The organism is Paenibacillus sp. HB172176, from assembly GCF_011947265.1.
GTDB lineage: Bacteria > Bacillota > Bacilli > Paenibacillales > Paenibacillaceae > Pristimantibacillus.
Genome location: NZ_JAATHD010000020.1, coordinates 90440 through 113661 on the forward strand (window position 1 = coordinate 90440; position 23222 = coordinate 113661).

General features: G+C 54.1%; 19 protein-coding genes. 2 read left to right on the forward strand and 17 right to left on the reverse strand.

The window, feature by feature from the left end; genetic code table 11:
- Positions 1-5: 5 nt before the first annotated feature.
- From mutS to HFP08_RS21610, 8 genes are all read right to left on the reverse strand, one after another.
- Positions 6-2648: a DNA mismatch repair protein MutS gene (mutS, locus tag HFP08_RS21575; RefSeq protein ID WP_168122683.1), complete on the reverse strand. Its 2643-nt coding sequence runs from the start codon at positions 2646-2648 to the stop codon at positions 6-8.
- Between the two features lie 83 nt (positions 2649-2731).
- Positions 2732-4309 carry a putative amidoligase domain-containing protein gene (locus tag HFP08_RS21580; protein WP_168122684.1) on the reverse strand — a complete coding sequence of 526 codons (1578 nt, stop codon included), beginning with the start codon at positions 4307-4309 and terminating at the stop codon, positions 2732-2734.
- 24 nt (positions 4310-4333) lie between these two features.
- Complete coding sequence (locus HFP08_RS21585) at positions 4334-4903, reverse strand: outer spore coat protein CotE (RefSeq protein ID WP_168122685.1); 570 nt, start codon at positions 4901-4903, stop codon at positions 4334-4336.
- Positions 4904-5185: 282 nt separating this feature from the next.
- Positions 5186-6163 carry an aromatic acid exporter family protein gene (locus HFP08_RS21590; protein WP_168122686.1) on the reverse strand — a complete coding sequence of 326 codons (978 nt, stop codon included), beginning with the start codon at positions 6161-6163 and terminating at the stop codon, positions 5186-5188.
- 47 nt (positions 6164-6210) lie between these two features.
- Positions 6211-7011, reverse strand: a complete 801-nt coding sequence (locus tag HFP08_RS21595) for an ABC transporter permease (RefSeq protein ID WP_168122712.1) — start codon at positions 7009-7011, stop codon at positions 6211-6213.
- 100 nt (positions 7012-7111) lie between these two features.
- Complete coding sequence (locus HFP08_RS21600) at positions 7112-7906, reverse strand: ABC transporter ATP-binding protein (protein WP_168122687.1); 795 nt, start codon at positions 7904-7906, stop codon at positions 7112-7114.
- A 42-nt stretch (positions 7907-7948) separates the two neighbouring features.
- Positions 7949-8962 carry an ABC transporter substrate-binding protein gene (locus tag HFP08_RS21605; protein ID WP_168122688.1) on the reverse strand — a complete coding sequence of 338 codons (1014 nt, stop codon included), beginning with the start codon at positions 8960-8962 and terminating at the stop codon, positions 7949-7951.
- 86 nt (positions 8963-9048) lie between these two features.
- Positions 9049-10563, reverse strand: coding sequence for a carboxypeptidase M32 (locus HFP08_RS21610; RefSeq protein ID WP_168122689.1), 1515 nt, complete (start codon positions 10561-10563; stop codon positions 9049-9051).
- A 158-nt stretch (positions 10564-10721) separates the two neighbouring features.
- Here HFP08_RS21610 and HFP08_RS21615 point away from each other — a divergent pair, with 158 nt between their 5' ends.
- Positions 10722-11057 carry an iron-sulfur cluster biosynthesis family protein gene (locus HFP08_RS21615; protein ID WP_240941691.1) on the forward strand — a complete coding sequence of 112 codons (336 nt, stop codon included), beginning with the start codon at positions 10722-10724 and terminating at the stop codon, positions 11055-11057.
- 13 nt (positions 11058-11070) lie between these two features.
- On the opposite strand, the gene HFP08_RS21620 is transcribed toward HFP08_RS21615, so the two are convergent.
- Positions 11071-11592 (reverse strand): DUF309 domain-containing protein, encoded by a 522-nt coding sequence (locus tag HFP08_RS21620; RefSeq protein WP_168122690.1) that lies wholly within the window; start codon positions 11590-11592, stop codon positions 11071-11073.
- Positions 11593-11768: 176 nt separating this feature from the next.
- Between HFP08_RS21620 and HFP08_RS21625 the strand changes: the two genes are divergently transcribed.
- Positions 11769-13694 carry a glycosyl hydrolase family 18 protein gene (locus HFP08_RS21625; protein WP_168122691.1) on the forward strand — a complete coding sequence of 642 codons (1926 nt, stop codon included), beginning with the start codon at positions 11769-11771 and terminating at the stop codon, positions 13692-13694.
- An 83-nt stretch (positions 13695-13777) separates the two neighbouring features.
- Here the strand turns inward: HFP08_RS21625 and HFP08_RS21630 are convergent, their stop codons facing one another.
- The 8 genes from HFP08_RS21630 to HFP08_RS21665 all read right to left on the reverse strand — a co-directional run bounded on the left by HFP08_RS21630 (position 13778) and on the right by HFP08_RS21665 (position 23201).
- Complete coding sequence (locus tag HFP08_RS21630; protein ID WP_168122714.1) at positions 13778-14953, reverse strand: DUF2264 domain-containing protein; 1176 nt, start codon at positions 14951-14953, stop codon at positions 13778-13780.
- 39 nt (positions 14954-14992) lie between these two features.
- Positions 14993-15955, reverse strand: a complete 963-nt coding sequence (locus HFP08_RS21635; RefSeq protein ID WP_168122692.1) for an ROK family protein — start codon at positions 15953-15955, stop codon at positions 14993-14995.
- A gap of 221 nt (positions 15956-16176) precedes the next feature.
- Positions 16177-16488, reverse strand: coding sequence for a rhodanese-like domain-containing protein (locus HFP08_RS21640; protein WP_168122693.1), 312 nt, complete (start codon positions 16486-16488; stop codon positions 16177-16179).
- 85 nt (positions 16489-16573) lie between these two features.
- Positions 16574-16909: a DUF3889 domain-containing protein gene (locus HFP08_RS21645; RefSeq protein ID WP_168122694.1), complete on the reverse strand. Its 336-nt coding sequence runs from the start codon at positions 16907-16909 to the stop codon at positions 16574-16576.
- A 70-nt stretch (positions 16910-16979) separates the two neighbouring features.
- Positions 16980-17861 (reverse strand): NAD(P)-dependent oxidoreductase, encoded by an 882-nt coding sequence (locus tag HFP08_RS21650; protein WP_168122695.1) that lies wholly within the window; start codon positions 17859-17861, stop codon positions 16980-16982.
- Positions 17862-17994: 133 nt separating this feature from the next.
- Entirely contained in the window at positions 17995-21033 is a 3039-nt protein-coding gene (locus HFP08_RS21655; RefSeq protein WP_168122696.1) for an efflux RND transporter permease subunit, read from the reverse strand.
- Positions 21034-21049: 16 nt separating this feature from the next.
- The gene (locus HFP08_RS21660) at positions 21050-21739 is read right to left on the reverse strand and encodes a response regulator transcription factor (RefSeq protein WP_168122697.1); all 690 of its coding nucleotides are present in this window, start codon (positions 21737-21739) and stop codon (positions 21050-21052) included.
- Positions 21717-23201 (reverse strand): sensor histidine kinase, encoded by a 1485-nt coding sequence (locus HFP08_RS21665; RefSeq protein ID WP_168122698.1) that lies wholly within the window; start codon positions 23199-23201, stop codon positions 21717-21719. The genes HFP08_RS21660 and HFP08_RS21665 overlap by 23 nt, the downstream gene beginning before the upstream one ends.
- Positions 23202-23222 lie beyond the last annotated feature (21 nt).

Below are 23222 nucleotides of genomic sequence, written 5' to 3' on the forward strand. Positions count from 1 at the left end.
TTCTTCTATACCATTTTCTTCTTTTCGTTGAGCCAATTCATCGCCTGCATCGGCGTCAGATTGAACAGATCGAGCTTGCGCAGCTCCTCCGCGAGCTGCTCCGCCTTCCCCGTCCCCCTGCGTTTCACGCCGGATTCGGAAGCTGCCGCGGGCTCATCGAACATCGACAGCTGCAGAAGCGGCTTCGACTCAAGCACAGCGTCGGCTTGGGGATGCTGCGTTTCAGTTGCGCTTACGGACGCCCGTTCTGCATGTGCCCCCGCCTCTTCCAGTGATTCCTCCAGCAAATGATAGGCTCGGTCAATAATAGCATTTGGCAAGCCTGCCAGCTGCGCGCAATAGATGCCATAGCTTGTATCGGCCGCCCCTGGCACAAGCTTGCGCAAGAACGTGACATCATCTCCGCTCTCCTCAACGGCCATCCGGGCGTTCGATAGACGCGCCAGCGAATCCTCCAGATGGGCAAGCTCGTGGAAATGCGTCGAGACAAGCGCCTTGCAGCCAATATGCTCATGCACATATTCTATGACGGCCTGCGCGATAGCCATGCCCTCGCCGGTGGAGGTGCCGCGTCCCAGTTCGTCTATAATGACCAGGCTGCGATTCGTCGCTTTATCCGTCATAATCTGAATATCCTTCATCTCCACCATAAAGGTGCTCTGCCCGCCGATAAGATCATCGGCTGCTCCGATACGCGTGAATATCCGATCAATCAGCGGAATCGAAGCTTTTTTCGCTGGAACGAAGCAGCCGATCTGGGCCATCACGCAGATAAGCGCGGCTTGGCGCATATAGGTGCTTTTGCCCGCCATATTGGGCCCGGTAATAAGCAGAATCGTCTGATTCTCGGGCTTAAGCACCGTGTCGTTCGCAATGAAAGCTTGTCCGTCCAACATGCTCTCGACGACAGGATGGCGTCCATCCTCGACCGACAGCTCGAAGCCATCTTGCACATGCGGACGCACGTAACGCCGCTCAGCGCTAACCGTAGCCAGCGATTGGTACACGTCGAGCTCGGCAATCATCGCCGCCGCCTTCTGCAGCCTGGAGAGATGCTGCGCGATATGATCGCGCAGCTCGATAAACCGGGCTTGCTCCAGATCGACCATCTTGTCCTCCGCCTCCAGAATGAGACGCTCCTTCTCTTTCAGCTCCGGCGTCACGTATCGCTCCGCGTTCGCAAGGGTCTGCTTGCGCTCATATCTTCCTTGAGGGAGCATCGCCAAATTCGCTTTGGATACCTCGAGATAATAGCCGAACACCTTGTTGAACCCGATCTTGAGCGACTTGATTCCCGTCGCTTCCCGCTCCTTGCGCTCCAGCTCCGCAAGCCATTTTTTGCCGTTCGTGCTCGCCTCGCGCAGCTGATCCAGATAGTCGTCGTAGCCGCTGCGGATGAGACCGCCTTCGCGGATCGACAGCGGCGGATCGTCGATCAGCACCGTCTCGATCATGTCGGCCAGATCGCTGCAGTCATCAGAGCCTTCCACGAGCTTCTGAAGCACCTGGGAGCTTGAAGATAAGCAAAGCCCCGTCAAGCTTGGAATGCGCCGCAGCGACAGCTTGAGCGCGTTCAGATCGCGTCCGTTCGCGTTGCCGTAGGCGACGCGGCCGACGAGCCGTTCCAGATCGTAGATTGGCTGCAGCTCTGCGCGAATATCCTCGCGCAGAATAAGATCGCCGCACAGCGTCTCCACCGCGTCGAGACGTCTGTTCACGGCAGACTCGCTGAGAAGCGGCTTGTCAATCCAGCGCCGCAGCAGCCTCGCCCCCATTGAAGTGCCAGTCCGGTCCAGCAGCCAGAGCAGAGAGCCCTTCTTGCTGCGATCCCGAACCGTCTCGGTCAGCTCCAGATTGCGCCTGGTGTAATGATCGAGGAACATATATTGACTCGGCTCGTAAGCCCGAATCATGCTCACATGCGAGAGCGAGCGCTTCTGCGTATCGTCGAGATAGCCGGTCAGAATGCTGACGGCCCGAAGTCTCGCCGCCGCGAGACCTTTCAGCGCCGCTTCGCCGAATTGCTCCGTCAATCGATTGGTCTCCATCGATTCGCGCGCCGTCAGCGGCAAATGCCGATTCCATCCCTGCGTCTCGCGCAGCATGTCCAGCAGCTCGGCGTCGCCGACCACCTCCGAAGGCGAGTACATGTTCAACTCGTCGATCATCGTCTCCGTCCCTTGCGGGAACGAGGTGACATACAGCTCGCCCGTGGTCAGATCGCATGCGGCGAGACCCGTCATGCCTTCCGCGACGCCGACTGCCGCAATGAAGTTATTGGACTTGCCTTCCAGCGTCTTCGATTCCATCATCGTGCCGGGCGTAACGATACGGACAATTTCGCGCCTGACGACGCCCTTGGCCGCGGATGGATCCTCGACCTGCTCGCAGATCGCCACTTTATGGCCTTTCTCGATTAATCGGCTTATGTAGTTATCGGCAGAGTGGTACGGCACGCCGCACATCGGGATCTTCGCGTCGCCGCCGCCCTCTCTGCCCGTCAATGTGATTTCAAGCTCTCTGGAAGCGCGAATCGCGTCCTCGAAAAACATTTCGTAGAAATCGCCCAATCGGAAAAACAAGAAGGCGTCCTTCGCTTCCTCTTTGATCGCCAAATATTGTTGAATCATCGGAGTGTAACCGGCCATGCTTCTCCTCCTGCTTCCTTTGTCATTGCAAAACAACCTTTTTGAACAACCTCTATTATAACAAGTGGAACAGATGTGCGCTATCACTTCTCGGATATTGAACGAATGGAAGCGACGGGGATGCGCCATTTGGTCCGGATATCCTGCGATTCATCCCATGTTTTGCCTTGGCGGGCCGCTTCGAACAATGGCTCAATGTACATCGCCAGCTCTCCGTAGGAAGGCGTGGACGCAATCGCCTCCGCAATATCATCCAGACAGCCCGCGAGCGTCTCGCGGTCGCCTCTGTAGTACGCTTGCCTGAAGGCGTCGGACGATGCGGGCAAGCGCGGCATGCGCTCCGCCTCGCGGGCGCATAGCAGCGCGAGCGCGAAGGCGGCCTTCGCCGCGGCCGGAGAGACGAGCCAGCTCGGCAGCGTGCGGTATTCGAAACCGCCGTGCTGCTGCAGGCGGAAGTCTCCGAGCCCGCCGTAGCGGGGGCGCCTCCGCCGGCCGGCGGGATCTTCGACGAGCGCGAGCGGATACGCCGCGCAGCGATCGAGCAGGCGGAGCAAGCGACCGGAGAGCGGCGCTCCGCTAATATGGATATGCCCGCCGAGCGCCAGCCCCGGCACGGGCATCGCCCCCGCAACCCAGCGCAGCCCGGGTTCGCGGACCTTGCCGGCGGCGCGCGCGAGCAGCCGCCGCAGGTTCGCGGCGAGCGCGGCCGGCGACTCCGCCGGCGCGGGCCGCAGCTCGGCGACGGGGTAGAGCAGCCGCCGCCCGACAAGCAGCGCGTCGGAGCCCGCGGCTCCGCCGACTCCCGCGCCGAAGAAGCGCGATGCCGAGGCAAGCTTGCCGCTCGGCGTCAGCAAGGCGAACTCCGGATCGGCGCCAAGCAGAATGCGCCGCCGATCCTCCGCCGCCTCGCCCGCCGCATGCCACGCGGCAAGCTCGCCAAGCGCAGCCGCCTCGAGCCTCGCGTCTCTCAGCTGCGGCCACACCGCGCGCACGACGGCGATCCCGTCGCCGCTCACCGCGATATCGGCCTCGCCAAGGTCGAGTCCCGCCGTGTACACCGCCCTCGCAGCGGCTCGCATCACTCGCCGCAGCACCGTGTCCTGAGGCCACGCTCCGATGCGATGCCGGCTCTCAGCCGATATCCCTGCACTCAGCAGCTCGTCCCCCGCCTCATCACCGTATCGGTTGATTCTGCGCAAGGAGACCGGCTCGAGATCGACCATACATACGCGATACACGCGCTCGTTCTCCAGCGGCTTTTCGCTGATTTGCAGACCGGCCAGCCTCCAGTCGCTTTCCAGCTGCGAGACGTTTTTTTCCGCGAATGCCGCCGCGCCGGCATTGAGCACGCGCATGCCGGAATAACGTCGCTCATCAATCGTTTCATATAACGAAGACGCCAAGATGACATCTCCAAGCTGAGGCAACCGCATTCCGACCGCCCCCGCTTTATCCGAACGCAATTGCGCGTCTTGCCTTCGCCTTCCTGCACGCTCCATTCGATCGGCGCCGCGCAGCTCCTTCAATTCCGCAGCCTCCCCTCGCCACAGCCACACCTTAATCACGCCCCGACTCCCCCTTGCCGATCCGCAAAATGCGAAAAAGAAAAAAAACGAGGGCAATCGCCCTCGAAGTTGCCGCATAAGCAGCATATAATGCATGATCCGCACCGCCATGCGGAAGCGTTACAACTCGTCGTCGAGCAATTCAGGATCCAGATCCTCGAAATCGCCGTCGTCATCGCCGAGGCTGAAGTCCAAATCCTTATCGTCCAAATCGCCGCAGCCCCCAGGAACAACAGCCACGCAAACCTTCGTCTCGGCTACCAGCTCCACCGCGAATTCGCGCTCTACGCGCACGACGACGCCCGTTCCGCTCGAAGAGATGTTGGCTTCGATGCAATTGGGCTCCTGCAGCACCTCGGCAGAAACTTCCTCTGTGGAAGGTCTATGCTTCGGATCCACATACGAAAGCGGAACATTCTCAACGAATTGTACGGATTCCTTCGCGACCTCTGTTTGCGTGTTCTTGTTGTACGAATACCAAATGTTGATATCGTAAGTACCGATGACCTCAATACCGTCGCCCGAACGGACCGCTTCATACTGATGGTTGATTATCCATGCGCCCAGTATACTGGTCGGATGATGAGGCGGAGTTACGGTATGGGTTACAGTGGAAAACTTACGACCTTTGCCGCAGACAGCTTTTGTAATAATTTCTCTGCACTGAAGCTGTTTATCTGCAATAGTCATTGATTTAACCTCCTCCATACAATCATTCATTTAAAGTGTATGCAGGTCATAGGCGTTTGTTGATTAAACGAGTCTAAACAAACAAATTTATTTTCCCTGTCCGTTTTTTCGCCGCTTACGTCCTCTATTCATTTCTGCTAATTGCGCGTAGGAAAGCTTTTTCTCATCCTGTCGAACCTTCAAAAAACCTACTCGCTTCATTTATATTCTTGTTGCAGAAAAATTATGAGAAAACCTCTATCGCGGCCTTTCGAGGATGAGCAAAATCCGCAATCGGTGTCGTCAGCCTTCCCCTCGGACAAGCTCCGCTTCCTCCTCCGCTTTCTTCTTGAGCCGCTTCGCGATGCCTAGATACCGCTCCATCTCATGCAGCAGCCTGTACAGCGCCGCCCTCACCTCGAATTCCTCTCTGGTTTTCGGCAGCTCCATCTTGCGGAATTTTCTCTGCAGCTCGAAGACCTGATTCTCAACCTGGCCTTGATAGACTTCCGATTTCACGTCGCCGGAGAGCTGTCTCAGCAAACCGGCAATCAGCTCTCCCTGCGGAAACCGTTCATAGACGAACGCCGCTTCAAGCATCATCTGCTGAATGAGCTCAAGCTGCTGTCTGCGCATGTCGAAGTAGGTCATCCAATAGGCTTCATACCCCCAGAATCGATTTTCTCTGTTCATGATCGATCGCCTCGCGCCTTCTTCAATGGCTTGATGCGCGTCCAGCAGCTCGCTCCCGCTCCACAGATGACTGGGATTCTCCAGCGTCCGCGCCATCTCCGAGAAGATGCTGCTGAAATTATGCTCGATTCGAACGCGAAGAGCCGCAAGCACGCCTTCTTCCTTCGGCATGTAGATAAAATTAATAACAGTCGCCCAGCCGAGGCCGACGACAAGCAGCAAAATTTCGTTCACCAGATTATGTACGCTTACTTGCCCATAATTGAACAACTGGAACACAATAACCGCGCTTGTCAGCATACCGTCCTTCAGTTGAAAACGGGCCAGCACGGGAAAGGTCAGCATGATGAAAATCGCCACCACCCAATAATGAAAGCCGAGCAGCGAGAAAATGAACGAAGCAAAAAAAAGACCCAGCACCGAAGCTGCAAACCGAATGAAAACGCTTTTCAGCCCTTTCATCCGCGTCACTTCGACGCCGAGTATGGCGAGAATGCCCGCTCCGAGAACAGGCTGCAAATCCAAATAAGCGGCTGTATAGATCGCGACAATCGCGGCTATGGCTGTTTTAACGACTCGTATGCCCATCGATGCAAGCTCCTTAGCTGATTATGGAAACAAAAGCTATTCCCATATTACCGTTCGCGCCAACCATCCGTCAACCGCTTCTCAAGCGCCGCCACGAGCTGATACATGACGGTTGCCACCGCTCCGATGACCAGCAGACTCGACAGCACAAGCGTGAAATTGAATACCTGGAAGCCGTAGATCATCTGATAACCGAGACCGACCTTCGCCACGAGGAACTCGCCTACGATAACGCCTATCCAAGCCAATCCTACATTCACCTTAAGGGTGGATATAATGACCGGGAACGAGCCCGGCAGAATGACCAATCGGAACAATTGCGCTCTCGTCGCCCCGAGCAGCTTCACCACCTTCTGATAGCCGCTGTCGATTTCTCTGAACTGATTGTAAATGTTAAGCGTTGTAATGATGACCGTTACGGATAATGTAACCGCAACGATTGACAGAAAGCCGGGGCCGAGGGTGACGATGAAGATCGGACCAAGCGCCACCTTCGGCATGCTGTTGAGCACGACAAGATACGGATCCAGCACGCGAGAAAGAAACGGAAACCACCATAGCGCGGCCGCAATCGCGGTGCCGATCAAAGTGCCCGCGACAAAACCGACGATCGTTTCCGTCACGGTCGCGCCCAAGTGAGGCCATAAGCTGCCGTCCGCCATCATATGGCCGAGCAGCTTCAGCATTTTCGACGGATAACTGAATAGAAGCGGATCAATCCAGCGATTACGTCCGGCGATCTCCCACAAACCGATGAACAGAATGAGCAGAACGAGCTGGCTGGCGCGGACCGCTCCGGCAAGCTTGCGGTTCCTTCTCTTATGCTTGGCGTACAGCTTGCCGAGCATGGCGGAACGATCTTCGCGAACGCCCGAAACGACTGCCTTCCGCAAATTCTCCGATTGAACTGACACGATTAACCTCCCTTCCCCTTGCCCGGATTCGCGTTCATGCATGAGGAACGCTCCTTGTCTCTCCCTCACTATCCAGCTCCGTCCATAGATCATCGAAAGCCTGTTGAAAGGATTGGTGTTTGCGCGCCTCCATCGGTCCCGCTTCTCTCAGCTCCACGGGCATGAAGAATGTCCGTTTGATATGTCCCGGATTTCGTCCGAGCACAATGACTCTGTCGCTCATCGCCGCAGCTTCCGCAAGATCGTGAGTAACGAGAACGGCTGTCTTCCCAAGCTTCCTCAGCGTAAGCTGGACAAGCTCCTCGAGCTGCAGCTTTATATGAAGATCAAGAGCGGAGAACGGCTCGTCGAGCAGCAGCACCTCCGGCTCCGTCACCAGCGTCCTGGCAAGAGCAACGCGTTGGCGCATGCCTCCTGACAGCTCATGCGGATATTTCATGCCGCTTCCAGCCAGTCCCAGCTCCCCGAGCCACTCGTCCACGAGCTTCATTGCCGAACGCGATTTTGTTCCGTTAATTTCCAGTCCAATTGCGGCATTATCCCGTATTGTCCGCCATGGGAAGAGATAATCCTGCTGAAGCATATAACCTACCTTCGGCGTTGGTCCCGTCACCTCTTTGGCATTCAAGAGCACCTGACCGACGGTCGGCGCGAACAAGCCGGCAAGCAGGCTGAGCAAAGTCGTCTTGCCGCAGCCGCTCGGGCCCACAAGTGCGACGAACTCCCCGCGTGCGACAGAGAGATCGATGTTTTCAAGGGCTAATGCCGCGCCTTTATCGTTCACATAGACATGCGATAATTGGCGAAGCTCGAGTGCGGCCTTATCCATAGCGATATCCTCCTCTCCGGGGAGTTCATGAGTCGCGGCGCTCTAATCGGTCGACTTGACGGCTTTCTCCGCAAAGCTTGTATCGACCAGCGTGTCATGCTCCGTTCGCTTATTCAATTCCCCGGCGGAAGTCATCACATCCAGCAGATTGTTCCACTCCGCTTCATCCACAAGGGGATCAGTCGCGAAGGAGCCCTGCTGCTTGTAACGATCGATGGAGGAGATGAGAATATTCCCATCCACATTCTCGAAATACGGCTTCACCGCATCCGCGATTTCCTCTGCCGAATGCGCATCAACCCACTGCTGTGCCTTATACAACGCATTCGTGAACGCTTGAACGCTTTCCTTGTTCTTATCGATGAAGCTCTTTTTGGCCATGAATACGGTGTAGGGCAAATGTCCGCTCTCCACGCCGAAGGAGGCAACCACATAGCCTTGACCTTCCTTCTCGAAGATCGATGCAGTTGGCTCGAACAACTGCACATATTCACCCGTTCCGGATGCGAACGCCGGCGCGATATTGGCGAAATCCACATTCTGAATGAGCTCCAGATCTTTATGTGGATCAATGCCGTGCTTCTTCAGCGCGAACTCTCCCGCCATTTGCGGCATCCCGCCAACGCGTTGGCCCAGGAAGACGCTTCCCTTCAGCGAATCCCAATTGAATACATCCGCCTTGCTGCGTGCAACGAGGAAGGTTCCGTCCGTTTGCGTTAATTGCGCAAAGTTGATAACCGGATCATCCGCGCCTTGCTGGTACACATAAATCGAGGTTTCGGAACCAACCAGCGCGACGTCAATCACATTCGACAGCAGCGCGGTCATTGTTTTATCGCCGCCCGGCGTCGTTGTCAGCTCGATATCCAGGCCTTCGTCCTTGAAGAAGCCTTTCTCGATCGCAACGTATTGCGGCGCATAGAACAAGGATCTTGTCACTTCTCCAATTCGTATGAGCTTGGTGTCCGAATCCTTCTTGCCGCAGCCCGCCAAGGCGGCCGAAGCCAAAAGCAGCATCGCGAGCGCCGCGAATGCCAGCCTTCTTCGTCTACTCATAAAAATACCTCCCGCCAATAGGCAATGTATATGTACATTAGCCTATGCGCGGGAGGTGTTGTCGGTGATTGAAGGACCTCTGTTGCTTATAATTGATAGATATCGCTGTATTTCTTCGTCAGATAACGAACCAGATAAGCCGGATCAAGCTCTTTGCCGGTCACGGATGTAATGAGCTCGGACGGCGTGCGCAGCTTTCCATATTGATAAATGCGCTCCGTCAGCCAATCCTTAATAGCCAGAAGCTCTCCTCTGGCCACATGATCCCACATATCGGGCTGCTCCCGCTCCAGCGTATCCGCGAATTGCGCGGCGTACATATTGCCGAGCGAATAGGATGGGAAATAGCCGAAAGCACCGCCTGACCAATGCACATCCTGAAGCACGCCCTCCGCGTCATTGCCAGGTACGACGCCGAGATATTCTTTGTATTTCTGATTCCAAATGCCCGGCAGCTCGGATGCCTTCGCTCCTTCGTTGAAGATCAGCTTCTCGATCTCGTAACGAATAATGATATGAAGATTGTACGTCAACTCATCCGCTTCGATTCGAATGAGCGAAGGGGCAACCGTGTTATTCCCTCGATAGAAGGTGTCCACCGGCATGTCGAGCTGTCCCGGGAAGCGCTTCTGGAGCTCGCCGAAGCAGCTGTTCCAGAACGGACGGCTTCTGCCGATCACATTTTCCCAGAAACGCGACTGCGATTCATGAATGCCCATCGAAGTGCCCGTGCATAGTGTCGTACCGATAAGCTCCTTCTTTATATTCTGCTCGTAGAGCGCATGCCCGCCTTCGTGAATCGTGCCGAACAGCGCGCTTGTCACATCATTCTCGAGATATCTCGTCGTAATGCGCACGTCGCCGGGATTCAGCCCCGTCGCGAAGGGATGAACGCTCTCGTCGAGTCTGCCCGCTTCGAAGCTGAAGCCCATTTTCTCCAAAATATAGAGAGAGAATGATTTCTGGGCCGACTTGTCAAAGCTTTGCTTGAGAAAGGAGGTGTCGGGCTGATGGGGCGACGCCGCAATTGCTGCCGCGAGCGGCACAAGCTCTTCCCTTAGGCCGCCGAAAATATCATCAAGCTGCCTGACCGTCATGCCCGGCTCATATTGATCGAGAAGCGTATCATACCTGGTTTCCTTCGCGCCCCAAAGATCGATGAATTGCTGCGTGTAGCCGATTACCTTCTCGAGGTACGGCTCGAAGCCAGCATAATCATTCGCTTCCTTCGCTTCCTCCCATTTCGATTCGGATTGCGAGGCCAGCACGACATATTCCTGATACAGCTTCGGCGGAATCTTCACGCTGCGGTCGTAATCCTTGCGCGTCTCGGTTACGAGCCGCTGCTCGATCTCGCTAAGCTCGCCGAACACTTCGGCAGCCTCCAGGGCTGCCAGCTGCTCGCCAAGCTCCGGCGAGGTGGATAGCTTGAACATATCTCCGGACAGCGATCCGATGACCTCCGAGCGCGTATCCATTCCTTTGCGAGGCGCTCCGGTTCGCAAATCCCAGTAGAGAAGGCCTACTGCCTCCTCGTAGCCCGCAATTTTATGTATCGTCTCCTTAAAGCTGTCAAGCACCGTCTTGTTCTGCTCGTTCATTTAATACGCCGCCTCTCCGATTATCATTGAATTCTCTCTTCCTTTCCGTACATGCTGCAACCCGTCATCGCCTTGATCTTTAAAAATGAAGAACTTATAATCATCTTAAACTTGAGAACCTCCCGTTCGCAAGCCAATGACCCCTGCTTGGAAAGGAATTGATTATCATTCATATTACATTCTCGCCGACAGCCGTGCGGAAGCTTGCGCCAATTCTTGAACAGACGGGGAGCAGACTCAAGCTGTTCTATGATACGGAAGGCTGCGGCTGCGGCATGAGCGGCGTGCCTGTTCTGCAGGCGACTCGGCAGCTCGCTCCAAAAGACAAGCAAGGGGAAGGCGACCCGTTCCCGTTCTTGTATGAAGCCTGGTATGCAGTATTCTACGACGACGAACTGAGCATCGACTTCGATGAAACAAGCGGCAGCTTTAGTCTCAAGAGCGCAAGCCAGATTTATACGAAGCATTTGAGATTTATGGAAGAAAACGTCTAGGAAGCCTCGACTCTCACTTTCTCGACTTGCGTCTCAAAGCCTCGTCTCTCTCCTCAATAACATCGCTTCGATCCCTCAGCTTGTGGCGATGGATGATCGCCGCATTATCCATCTCGCTGGCAGCGCCCCATACCAAGCCTTTGCCAGCGCATTTCAATTGCAGGCTCGCTAGCAAGGCTTCGTCGTTCAGCGGCAAATCCAGATCCGCGAATGGCGATTCTCCCGCCTCAACGAGGCGAATCCGCTCCTTGAGCAGCAGGTTAAGCCGCTGTCCATCCAAGCCCAGCGATGCAAGCTGCTGTTCCCCCAATTTACTTAAAGCGCCCTTGTACATCTTAATGGCTCCGCGCGCATTCCCTCTTCGTTCATGATACTGGCCTACCGCGAGCTGTATCAAGCCAACCCATATATTATCTTTGTCCTTCACGGACAATGTTTTCCAATATTCCTCCAGCAATTCATGGCATTCGAAATAATCTCTTGTTCCATGAAATTCAATGAGAAACGCCAAATAGGCTTCAGGCAAATGCTTCATAATTCCCTCCCCGTGCTAGAGATATCTTAATAGTATCGGTATTGAGGCGGATTCGCAATCCGGTCCGGAAAATCATCGCCTCATTTTTCTTTGCTGAATGGTGCAGCTGGCGAGCAACTCTTCCTATCCTCTTGCGTTTAATAGATAGACGAATAGAGGAGAGTGATTAATAGGTTATGGTCAAGAAGCTAGGTCTGATCGCAGCGTTCATCATGCTGCTCCATGCTTCCCTTGCACCGGGCATGCATAGGACAGAAGCCGCGGCAGCGTCGGCGCAAATGACGGAATACCGGGTTTACCAGTATGACCAGGCGTTGAAAGAGTTCGCAAGCGAGGGCGCCGCTCTGAATTACGCCAAATATTTCAGTTACAGTCATGTCGAACGAATCGCGGATCGAAAATGGCTGTGGAATAATTTTCCGAAATACAAAGTGTACCAAAACGGCAGATCTACAACGAAGATGGAATTTGCGGATTATAACGCCGCGCTCGCTTACGCCAAAACATTAGCCAACGCATCCATTCGCGATTTGGAGAACATCGGCTGGACTTACGAGTCCTATGACCGTTATCGGCTTTATCAAGGAGACAACACGTTGTCGAAATGGTCCTTCCGCAGCTTGGAGGAAGCGAAGAAGGAAGCGAAGAAATGGAGCAACGCGCATATCGTCGATCTTAATACCATGACATGGATATGGGATAATCTAACAGCCTCGCAGATTAAGGATCAACGTTCCGCGAATGCCGTGTACCAGCTTCAGTTCGATAACGCTCCCATCGTTGGCGCGAAGATGTATGCCTACTTGAAGGAAGCGATTGAAGCTTCTAACGATTATGAGGGCTCTCAGGTTGTAAACGTCGCTAACGGCAAAATCGTTCATTCGAATGAGCAAACTTATGAAGTTCTACAGAACGGCAAGCTCCTGAAAACCTTCATCGGCATGGATGAGGCGGTGAAAATGGCAAAAAAATATGCGAACTCCGAAGTTAAGCGGAACGGCAGCGTGCTATGGACCTCCGTTCCTTATTTGAAGATCTATCAAAGCGGACGGCTGGTGAACACCTTCCATGAGCTTGGCTCCGCGCTGCAATATGCCAAATACTACGCAAATATTACAATCCGTACAGATGACGGCAGAGCGCTATGGACGAATGTGAAGCCGCTCCAGATTCTAGGCTGGAACGGGAGCGGTTCAAGCTCAGTCATTGCAAGCCATGTGGCGAATACGCAGGGACTGAATTACGATTCGCCGACCTGGTTCGAGTTGAAGGGCTCCGACGGCGCCATTGGGGATACCTCGGACGCTTCCGTGGTTAAGCAGCTGAAGGATAAAGGCATTCTCGTGACGCCGCTCGTTCACAACGGCTTCAACCGCGCATTGACCTCCGCCTTCCTAAGCGATTTGAAGGCGCAGGATTTATTCATCCTGCAGTTGGTCAGCAAGCTTGCCGCGCTTGGCGTTCATGGCGTGAATCTGGATTTCGAGGAGGTCGCCGGCGCCGATCGCGACGCGTATACGGCCTTCGTGAAAAGACTCGCCGATGCGGCTCATGCGAAGCAGCTTAAAGTATCCATCGATCTTCCGAGAGGAAGCGTCAGTTGGAATCATCTAACCGCGTATGATCATGCCGCGCTTGCCGGAATCGTGGACACGGTCATCATTATGGCCTATGACGAGCATTGGAAGGGCAGCGAGGAACCCGGCTCGGTCGCAAGTCTCTCCTGGGCGGAGGAAGGCGTGAAGCAATTTCTGAATTACGGTGTGCCGCGCAGCAAGCTGATGCTGGGCATTCCATTCTATGTCCGAGAATGGCGGCTCGCCACGGACGGAACGTTGATTGACAACAAAGCGATTCTGATGAAGAGCATCCCGCAGCTCATTAAGGATACGGGAGCTGTCGGCGAATTCGATATCGCTTCCGGTCAGTGGAAATACACCTATGTGCAGGATGGCTACACGCATCTATTCTGGGCCGAAACTCCGGACACGGTGCTGGCCAGAGTCGCGATCGCCAAGAAATACGATTTGGCGGGCATAGCGGCCTGGAGGCTCGGCTATGAAGACGGCGAGCTGTGGACGCAGCTGCTCAGAGCCAGATAAGCATAGAGGAAGGAGGGCGCTTCTCAAAAAAAATGAACGGCCGCATGAAACAGCGGTCCGTTCTTTTTCTTGTTCGTTCTTTGTTAATAGGCGTGATCAATCGGGGTCGCTTCTCCGGTCCAAGCCTTCACAGCCGTCCATTTCGCTTCGCCTTGCCAAAAATCATCGTTTGGAGACAGCCCCAGCGGAAGGAATACGGCAGCGCATAAGTATAAGCTTCCGGTAGAGATGTAAGGCTCTCCAAGACCGGGCTGATGTCCGCTCAATCCGATTGTCAGCCAGCCCCCCTCGTCGAAATTGTTCCCCAGCCGCATCGTTCTGCGCATGACAGCCGTAAGCGCGCACCGCACTTGCGCCGGCGAAACCTCGTCCGGAAGCCGATGCAGAAGCGCAGCTTGCGACAGTGCATGGAACGCTCCGAATCGATAGACAAGCGAACGGCCAATCGGAGGATAGGTACCGTCGGGCGCAATAAATCTCTCAAGCACGGCCGCATACCGACATGCTCTCTCTCTTGCCGTTGGAATCAATTTCGACCATCTGCCCTGCAAATGACCGACTTCAGCCAGTACATCGACCAGCATGGGCTGAATGACAAAGGAATTATAATAGTCCCAGTGGAAGCTGGGACCGTCGCCGTATGCGCCGTCGCCGACATACCACTGCTCGTGCTGAAGCAGCGCGTAATCGACGCGCATCACATCCCAATCGGCCCCCATTCTGTGCAAAGCAGCCTCGATTGTCGCGGCGAACAACAACCAATTGTTGTAGGCGGGCAATCGCGTACGGGTTGCCTGCAAGGCATCAATCAGATTTCCTTTCGCTTCCTCATCCAGCTTCTCGAACAATTCCTTCGGCGCCCGCAATACCGCCTGCGCCAGGAACGCCGCGTCTACAATGGGCTGATGCTCATATTCAAAGTTCATGTAGTCGGGAGAATTCGGATCTGTTCCTGCCGTAATTGCATCTCTGGCCCAATTCGCATATTGTTGCCTTAGCTCTTCCTCTTCTTCGCTTAGCCCTTCAGCCTCAAGCCAAGGTGCGATTCCGCAGAGCAATCGGCCAAGCGCCTCCAGATGGGCGAAGGCCGAGCGATCGCTATGCCCTGCCGCAGGCATGTCGCGTTTCAATCGACGCTCAGACAACGCTTTCAGAACGGGCTTCGCGATTTGATCCAGCAAGCCGACCCAATACAATCGATCGTTAACCCCTGGATTTTTTTGAAATGCTTCACTCACTTGATTTTTCTGATTACTCATTGTCATCGCAACCGCCTCCGTCATCCCATTGCTTGTTCGTTATTCGCTGAATCTGGCCTTCGCGTGCAATGCGCTTCCAATCACGCCTGCTTCGTCGATATGTTCAGCGGTCCTGATGGCGAGATTTGCCCAGAATTTCGGCTCGAGACATTGCTGCAGTTCATCCCGCATCGGCTTGAACAGCCTTTCGCCGGCCATGGCGCTTCCCCCTCCAATGACAATAATGTCGGGACTAACAATTTCTACAGCGTATGACAAGGCTTCTCCAAGCCTTCTGCCCGTTTCATGCAGCACCTCAATCGCCACCTCGTCCCCTTCGTCGTAAGCATTCGAGACATCAAGTGCTGTCAATTGCGACAGCTCGCCTGCCGCTTTCTCTTGTAATATACTCTTTCTTCCTCCTTCTATCAAATCAACGGCAAATCTGGCAATTCCGGTTGCAGAGGCCAAGGTTTCCAGACACCCGATTTTCCCGCAGGCGCATCTTCGCTTCAAGCCGTGAACGCGAATATGACCAAGCTCGCCTGACATATAACGGCTGCCGTAATACAGCCGTCCTCTCTCTACCAGCGCGGAGCCGATTCCTGTGCCCAGAGTAATTCCGTATACATGCTCATAACCGCGGCCCGCTCCTATGACTGCTTCCCCATAGACATACATTCTCACATCGTTGTCAATATAGACAGAAACGCCGAGAACAGCCGACAGCTCGGAGGCCAGCGGCACATCCAGCCAGTTCAAATTGCTGGCAATCAGCACGACGCCTTGCTCGGGATCCACCCAGCCCGGCGTTCCTACCCCGACTGCGATCAGCTCCCGCTTCGATACCCCCTGCTCGGCCAAGAGCTCATTCACCATGCCTGCAATTTTGCCAATCACATGCGCGCTGCCCTTAATTGCTTCAGTCGAATCTTTCTTCTTGGCCAGAACATGGCCTTCCGAATCCAGCAAACCGCCAACGATGTTCGTTCCTCCTACATCAACGCCTATTACATAGTTCATGGCCAGCCTCCATGCCTCCTTCTATTCTTAGGTAGAGTATACCTCAGAAAGGGATGGGATGGCTCTGTGAAAAAGAAGTCCATTAATGCTTCGGAAGCCCGAAACCTTGCCTTGAAATACGAAACGGACTGCCGGTATCCCATAATCGAATGCCGGCAGCCCGCCTAGGCTTATATTCTAATCGTGAAGCAAAACCTGCTCGTACAGCCGTGCCAGACATCTTACTCGCCGTGCACAACCTCGCCCTGCCAAGCCAGCATGCCGCCGCTCACATTCACGACTTCAAAGCCCTGCGAGGTCAGAAACTCGCAAACTCTGCCGCTTCTTCCGCCGCTTCTGCAAATGAACACGACCTCGCCCTCTACCTCGTGAACCTCGTTCGCTCTGGCTTGGAACTCGGACAGCGGAATGCTGCGCGCTTCTTTAATATGCGCCTCCTGCCATTCATCAGGCTCTCTGACATCGATCAGATTCAACTTCACGCCTTGCTGCAATTGTTCGTGCAGCTCATCGGCCGTCATTTCACGATACATTCCTTCATCACCTTTCACCAATGAATCAAAGCTACAATAGCATTGTAACGTTATCAGGACGAAGTTGTCCATTGGCGCGAAGAGTCTACAGTTCAATTATCTTCAAGCTCAGCTCTCTCTCGGAGCTCGAATCCACTGTGATAACGACGCGAACATTGAATTCCTTCTGATTGCGATTCAGAAGCAGCAAGAAGCTCTCTTCGTAATGGCCGTCGCTGCGCCTAGATTTTCCTTCATACTTATAATCGACAATGTCCGCGCCGGAATAGGCCTTAGCCGCCTCTTCCATGGCAAGCCTTCCCCATTTTGCATAGCCGGGAGCCGCGACGGCGGCATGAGCTTGCTCCAGATGCAATGCGGTCTCGCCATGCGCAAGGCTAAGCAGCAGCAACACCGTTTTCACCACAATATTTCCGAACACATCAACGCCTCCTTCAATCTGCTTCAAAGCGCAGGAATGATGAGGCTAGCTTGTCCTGATTAAGCCCGCCTTATTCTACATCCCAAGCCTTATACAGCGCATGCGTGCCTTTGTCGCCAAGACCTGCCTCGGCAATTCGCTCATAGAGGCCGTTCGCAAGCGCAAGTCCGGGCAGGTCAAGGCCCATCTCTTTCGCTGAATCAAGAGCGATGCCCATATCCTTGATAAAATGCTTCACATAGAAGCCCGGCTCGAAATCGCCTCCAATAATGCGCGGCGCGAGATTGCTTAGGGACCAGCTTCCGGCCGCTCCTGAGCCGATGCTCTGGAGCACCGACTCGAGCTCAAGTCCGGCGTTCTTCGCATAGATCAACGCTTCGCAAACGCCGACCATGTTCGACGCGATCGCAATCTGATTGGCCATCTTCGTATGCTGGCCCGCCCCCGCTCCGCCTTGGAGCACGATGCCTCCTCCCATGCATTGCAGAACGGGTAGAACCGCCTCGAACACCGTCTCGTCTCCCCCGACCATGATAGACAAAGCCGCTCTCTGCGCGCCGATATCGCCTCCTGAAACGGGAGCGTCCAGGGCGAAGCAGCCATTGCCTTCCGCCGCTTTGTAGATCCGCTTCGCAAGCTCGGGACTCGAGGTCGTCATATCGATGAAGGTCGTCCCCGGCTTCGCGGATAGAATCAGTCCCTTCTCGCCCAAATAAATTTCTTCCACATCCTTCGGATAGCCAACAATCGTAATGATGATATCGCATATCGGGGCGAGGTCTCCCGCCGAGCCATGCCACTGCATGCCCGCTTCAATCAAATCCTCCGCCTTCGACTTCGTGCGTGTATAGATATGCAACTCCGCTCCGTTTTCCCCTAGATGTCTCGCCATGCTCCTGCCCATTACGCCTAATCCGATAAAGCCGATCTTCTTTCCCGCTAACGCTGTCATTAACATCACTCCAGACATGAGTTTGAATGTCGTCCATTCTCTATTATACCCCTGTCAACAGCAGAAAGCTCCATAAGCGCATAACGCGCCTGCGGAGCTTCCTCAAACTTGCTGTTTCTCAATTGATAACGAATTAATGGTTTGCCGCTTGCAATTTCTGCTTTTTCGCTTTTTTGCGATTCAAGAATTCATATACAATCGGCACAATGATAAGTGTCAGCAGCGTCGAACTGGTCAACCCCCCGATAACGGTCACTGCCATGCCTTTGGAAATCAAGCCGCCGGATTCAAAGCCGAATGCCAGCGGAAGCAACGCGCCGACAGTGGCGATTGCCGTCATCAGGATCGGACGGAGTCTTGTGACGCCCGCTTCGAGAAGCGCTTCGCGTACAGACAAGCCATCGCGTTCCTTGTGAATAACGCGGTCGATAAGCACAATCGCGTTCGTTACGACAATACCGATCAGCATCAAGGCGCCGATTAATGCCGTTGCGCTGATGGTTTCGTTGAAGATCAAGAGCCCTAGCATAGCTCCTATAACTGTGAACGGAAGAGAGAACAGAATCGTGAGCGGCGTAAGCGCGCCTCCGAATGTAATGACAAGCACGAGATAGACGATAGCCACGGCTGCCAGCATAGCCAGACCAAGCTGGGAGAAGGTTTCATTCATCTGCTCCGTTACGCCGCCCATATCGATATCCACATTGCTCGGCAGCTCCATCTCGTCAATCATCTTCTGCACATCGCTGGATACGGCTCCAACGTTCGACGACTCCACATCGGCGCTCACCTCGGTGTAGACCCGATCATCCAGACGGGTAATCGTGTTCGGCGACTCTCCTTCTTCGATCGTTACTACATCCTTCAGCGCAACCTCTGTTCCAAGCGGCGTCATCAGCTTGACATTCTCGAGATCCGATTTATCATTGTACGTTTTCGAATCAACGCTGACGTATACACTGACCGCTTTTCCGTCCTTCTCAATCGTTGTCAGAGCCGGCTGCTCGCGTACGGGACTAAGGGCCATGGCCACTTGTCCTGCCGTCAAGCCGTAATTGCTCAGCTTCTCGCGATCCGCGACGATGCGGAACTGCTGATACGTTTCCTTCAAGCTGGAGTCGATGTTCGACAAATCCTTATTCTCTGCAAGCTTCGCCGTCAGATCATCGACCACAGGCTTCAAGGACGCCATATCCGGACCGTAGACCTTGATGGAGAGGCCGGAATCGCCAAGACCTCCTCCGGCAAAATTCTGTTCCTTCCACTCGCCTTTGCCGCCCAGCTCTTGCAAGAGCGGAACAATTTTCTCCTTCTCATCGGAGAAATTCTTGAAATCCTTGGCATAGCTCAGGTTGAATATCGCCTGCTTGGAAGCGCCGGGACTGAACGGATTCGATCCGCCGACCGCATATTGCACGATATCCAGACCTTCTCGCGCCATTAGCTGCTCCTCGGCCTTCGCCGCCATATCCGTGACGTTCTCCAGCGTCTCGCCCGGAGCCGGATTATACGTGATCATCATCGTTTTCTCTTCATCGGCAGGCAGGAAGCTGAAGCCGACAACCGGGGCGAGCAGCAGGCTGCCGATCAACAACAGAACCGCGCCACCGAAAGTAATGATTTTATGATTGAGCGTCCAATTCAGCACGCCTTTGTACCAAAGCGCGAGTCTGCCCGGCTTGTCTTCATGCACTTGATTCGCCTTCAAGCCATTGCGGAACAGCATATGCGCCATCATCGGCACGACAGTAACCGCGACCACAAGCGATGCGCCAAGCGCGAATACGACTGTAAGAGCAAACGGCAGGAAGATCTGTCCGATCGCGCCTGTTACGAAGCCCAGCGGCAAGAATACAGCTACGGTTACAATCGTCGAGGACATGATCGGGGTGAACATTTCCCGGGTTGCGGAGACGATCAATTCTCTTCCGGAGAGCTTCTCGTTCGCAAGCGACATTCTCCTGTACACATTCTCGATAACGACTATGGAATCGTCGATTACCCGACCTATCGCAACCGTTATCGCGCCCAGCGTCATAATATTAAGCGTAATATCCATCTGCTTCAGAAGCAGAATCGCGATCAGAATAGACAGCGGTATCGATACGACCGAAATAATCGTTGTCCGAATATTTCGCAGGAAGAGCAGAATAATGACAATCGCGGCCAATGCTCCAATAACAGCTTTACTGATCATCGTATGAACCGAATCCTCGATAGGCTTGCCTTGATCGAGCGTAATCGTGAAGGCGAGATCCTTGTTGTCCGCTTCGAGCGACTTGATCTCATCCTTAACCGCATTCACGACATCAACTGTGTTCGCGTCGGCGGCTTTGACGATATTCATGCCAATCGCTTCTTTGCCGTTCGTATGGGAGATCGATTCCGCGGTGTCCTCGACCTTGAGCGTCGCCACATCGCTAAGCTTCACGCCCGGAATCAGAATCAGATTGTTCAGATCCTCTTCCGTCGCGATATTCCCGTCCACAAGAACCGATTTCTCCGTGTCGCCGAATTCGAAGATGCCGAGCGGAACGGATATCGCGGATGCCTTAATAATGGTTTGAACCGTATCCTCGGTCAGACCATTCTTTTGAAGCGCCTCGGCGTCGAAGGTCAGCTCGCCTTTTCTTACATTTTGTCCCGAGATTTGCACGTCGGCAACACCGTCAAGGCCTTGCATTTCTGGCAAAATGCTCTCGCTCACTTGCTTCGTAAGATCCGTCAGATCCTGCGAGTCGCTGGACAAGCTGAGAGAAATGACAGGAAAAGCGTTCAGTGAGATGCGGGACACATCGGGCGCGTTCACGCCGTCAGGCAAGCTGATATCCGCAAGAATGCTCTTGATCTCAGCCTCCGCCTTATCCATATCCGTCTCGAACGTGTATTGAATGACAATCGATGAAGCATTCTCGTAGGAGGTGGAGGATACCGTATCCACACCTTCGAGATTGCGCGTGCGCTGCTCTATCGGCTTGGTCACCTTCTCCATAACTTCCTCGGGCGCGGCGCCGGGATAGACGGTCGTCACGCTGACGATCGGAATCGTAATATCCGGCAACGTCTCCATCTTCATGTTCGTTCCCGCAGTCAAGCCGGCGACAAGAACAATGAGCGTCATAATCCATAACGCGAATTTGTTGTTAATCGAGAATTTAATGATACTCTTCATGCTTCCACTCCTCTTTTTATATCTTGAATCGATACCCGACTCCCCAGATGGTCTCAATATATTGCGGATTGGACGGGTCGTGTTCAATCTTCTCGCGCAGCCTCCGAATGTGAACCGTCACCGTAGCTGCGTCTCCATTGGAATCAAGTCCCCATACCCGCTCGAACAGCGCTTCTTTCTCGAACACGCGGTTGGGATGCGAGGCGAGCAGCACAAGCAGTTCATACTCCTTGGAGGTGAGCATAATTTCTTTATCGTGAATCAAAATTCGTCTGGCTGTCTTGTCGATGAAAAGTCCGCGAATTTGAATATGCTCCCCCTGCTCCAGCTTGTCCGCGGTTAAGCGTTCATAGCGGCTCAGATGGGCCTTCACTCTTGCCACCAGCTCGCTCGGACTGAACGGCTTCGTCATATAATCATCCGCGCCGAGGCCAAGCCCTCTGATCTTGTCGATATCCTCTTTCTTCGATGTTACCAGCAGAATCGGAATATTATTCACCGCTCTGATTCGCCTGCAAATCTCAAAGCCGTCAAGCTTCGGCAGCATCACATCCAGAATAATGAGATGAAATTCGCCGCTGAGCGCCCTCTCGAGCCCCACATCTCCTCTTCCTTCAATCTCAACGCCATACCCGTGGCTTTCGAGGTAATCTCGCTGCAGTTCGGCTATCGATCTCTCGTCTTCAATAATCAATAGATTCTTCATGTTCGTTCACCGCCTTGACATCGGTCGATTTGGGGAGCCTAAGCGTAAAGCAGGCTCCGCCTTGCGACCTGTTCTCCGCATATACTTCGCCGCCATGTCCCTCCACGATTTGTTTCACGATGGCAAGTCCGAGGCCGCTGCCGCCCGTTTCCGAATTGCGGGATTGCTCCGCACGGTAGAAGCGGTCGAAGATGAAGGGAAGATCGCCCTCGTCGATTCCCGGTCCTGTGTCTGCTATACGGATGACCGCATGCCGAGGTTGCTCCGTAAGCGTGACCGTTATTGAACGCTTCCCGTAAGCGCCTGGATCATTGCTCATGTATTTCACGGAATTGCTCAAAATATTCATGAATACCCGATTCAGCTTCTCGGGATCTGCCGCGATCCACAGCTCCCCTTCGCTTTCCTTGATATAGGTCAATTGCACATGCTCCTTGTCCAGCTCAAACCGTTGCTCCTCCATGACATGCTCGGTATAGCGGCATAGATCAATTACTTTGAAATCATAGGCAATTTTCTGCAGATCCAGCTTCGAGAACAAAAACAATTCATCAATTAACTGGTCCATATCCGCCGCTTTCCGGTAAATCGTCCGCATGTATCTCTCCTTCTTCTCTTCCGTATTGGCGATGCCGTCCAGAATACCCTCGACATAACCGCGAATGGCCGAAATCGGCGTCTTCAAATCATGGGAAATATGAGAGAGAAGCAGCTTGCGGTTCTCCTCGTAGAGAAGACTCTGGTCGATAGAATGCTTCAGCCTCATTCTCATCTCCTCGAAGGCGGAGCTGAGCTGATCGAGCTCGCTCATCTTCTTGCCGCCGAATCTGCGCTTCCTGCGTTTCCGAGGCGGCTCATAGGTCAAATCGCCATCCTTGATACGCAGCGCCGCCGTTCTTAGCTGATGAATGGGCCGAATGATGCTCCGAGACATCAGATAGGTTAAGATCAGGCTCGTCAAGCAAATAATAATCGCCAGAATGAGCATCGACAGAGGATGCCAGAAAATTGGAACCGGATTGGACCGATGAAGCAGAATGACCTCCCCTTTGCTGCCATCCCCATACGTGAACGCGATGGTATGCGTCGTGTAGCGATACCGCTTGAAGGCGTAGCTTTCCTTCGGGTTTGCGGCCACCTCCTCCCAATTCTCTTCCTGCGACTGCTCGCGGAGGAATGGAGACACATTCGTCAGTTGATCGTTCTTCGTAATAAGAACTCCCGCCCACTGCTCGCGCAGCCTCTCTTGCAGGTTTTCGACGAATGCGGGATTCTGAAGTTGCTCCGTATCCTCCCGCAGTACGTAGGACAGCTCCCCGTAGATTAACGCCTGATTGAAATTCTCGTTCTTCTGCGCAGAAGTAAGCTCTCGCAAATCCTGTCTGTCTCCGGTCAAGAGGACGAATATAATGATGAGCATCAGCAGCACGACCGGCACGAATGCCATGGCCAGATAAGACATGTACAGTCTTACTCTTATGGA

Excerpts from the sequence above, each read along its gene's own strand:
- mutS (WP_168122683.1), bottom strand. The coding sequence starts at position 2,648 with ATGGCCGGTTACACTCCGATGATTCAACAATATTTGGCGATCAAAGAG.
- HFP08_RS21580 (WP_168122684.1), bottom strand. The coding sequence starts at position 4,309 with ATGCATTATATGCTGCTTATGCGGCAACTTCGAGGGCGATTGCCCTCG.
- HFP08_RS21585 (WP_168122685.1), bottom strand. The coding sequence starts at position 4,903 with ATGACTATTGCAGATAAACAGCTTCAGTGCAGAGAAATTATTACAAAA.
- HFP08_RS21590 (WP_168122686.1), bottom strand. The coding sequence starts at position 6,163 with ATGGGCATACGAGTCGTTAAAACAGCCATAGCCGCGATTGTCGCGATC.
- HFP08_RS21595 (WP_168122712.1), bottom strand. The coding sequence starts at position 7,011 with ATGCTCGGCAAGCTGTACGCCAAGCATAAGAGAAGGAACCGCAAGCTT.
- HFP08_RS21600 (WP_168122687.1), bottom strand. The coding sequence starts at position 7,906 with ATGGATAAGGCCGCACTCGAGCTTCGCCAATTATCGCATGTCTATGTG.
- HFP08_RS21605 (WP_168122688.1), bottom strand. The coding sequence starts at position 8,962 with ATGAGTAGACGAAGAAGGCTGGCATTCGCGGCGCTCGCGATGCTGCTT.
- HFP08_RS21610 (WP_168122689.1), bottom strand. The coding sequence starts at position 10,563 with ATGAACGAGCAGAACAAGACGGTGCTTGACAGCTTTAAGGAGACGATA.
- HFP08_RS21620 (WP_168122690.1), bottom strand. The coding sequence starts at position 11,592 with ATGAAGCATTTGCCTGAAGCCTATTTGGCGTTTCTCATTGAATTTCAT.
- HFP08_RS21625 (WP_168122691.1), top strand. The coding sequence starts at position 11,769 with ATGGTCAAGAAGCTAGGTCTGATCGCAGCGTTCATCATGCTGCTCCAT.
- HFP08_RS21630 (WP_168122714.1), bottom strand. The coding sequence starts at position 14,953 with ATGAGTAATCAGAAAAATCAAGTGAGTGAAGCATTTCAAAAAAATCCA.
- HFP08_RS21635 (WP_168122692.1), bottom strand. The coding sequence starts at position 15,955 with ATGAACTATGTAATAGGCGTTGATGTAGGAGGAACGAACATCGTTGGC.
- HFP08_RS21640 (WP_168122693.1), bottom strand. The coding sequence starts at position 16,488 with ATGTATCGTGAAATGACGGCCGATGAGCTGCACGAACAATTGCAGCAA.
- HFP08_RS21650 (WP_168122695.1), bottom strand. The coding sequence starts at position 17,861 with ATGACAGCGTTAGCGGGAAAGAAGATCGGCTTTATCGGATTAGGCGTA.
- HFP08_RS21655 (WP_168122696.1), bottom strand. The coding sequence starts at position 21,033 with ATGAAGAGTATCATTAAATTCTCGATTAACAACAAATTCGCGTTATGG.
- HFP08_RS21660 (WP_168122697.1), bottom strand. The coding sequence starts at position 21,739 with ATGAAGAATCTATTGATTATTGAAGACGAGAGATCGATAGCCGAACTG.
- HFP08_RS21665 (WP_168122698.1), bottom strand. The coding sequence starts at position 23,201 with ATGTCTTATCTGGCCATGGCATTCGTGCCGGTCGTGCTGCTGATGCTC.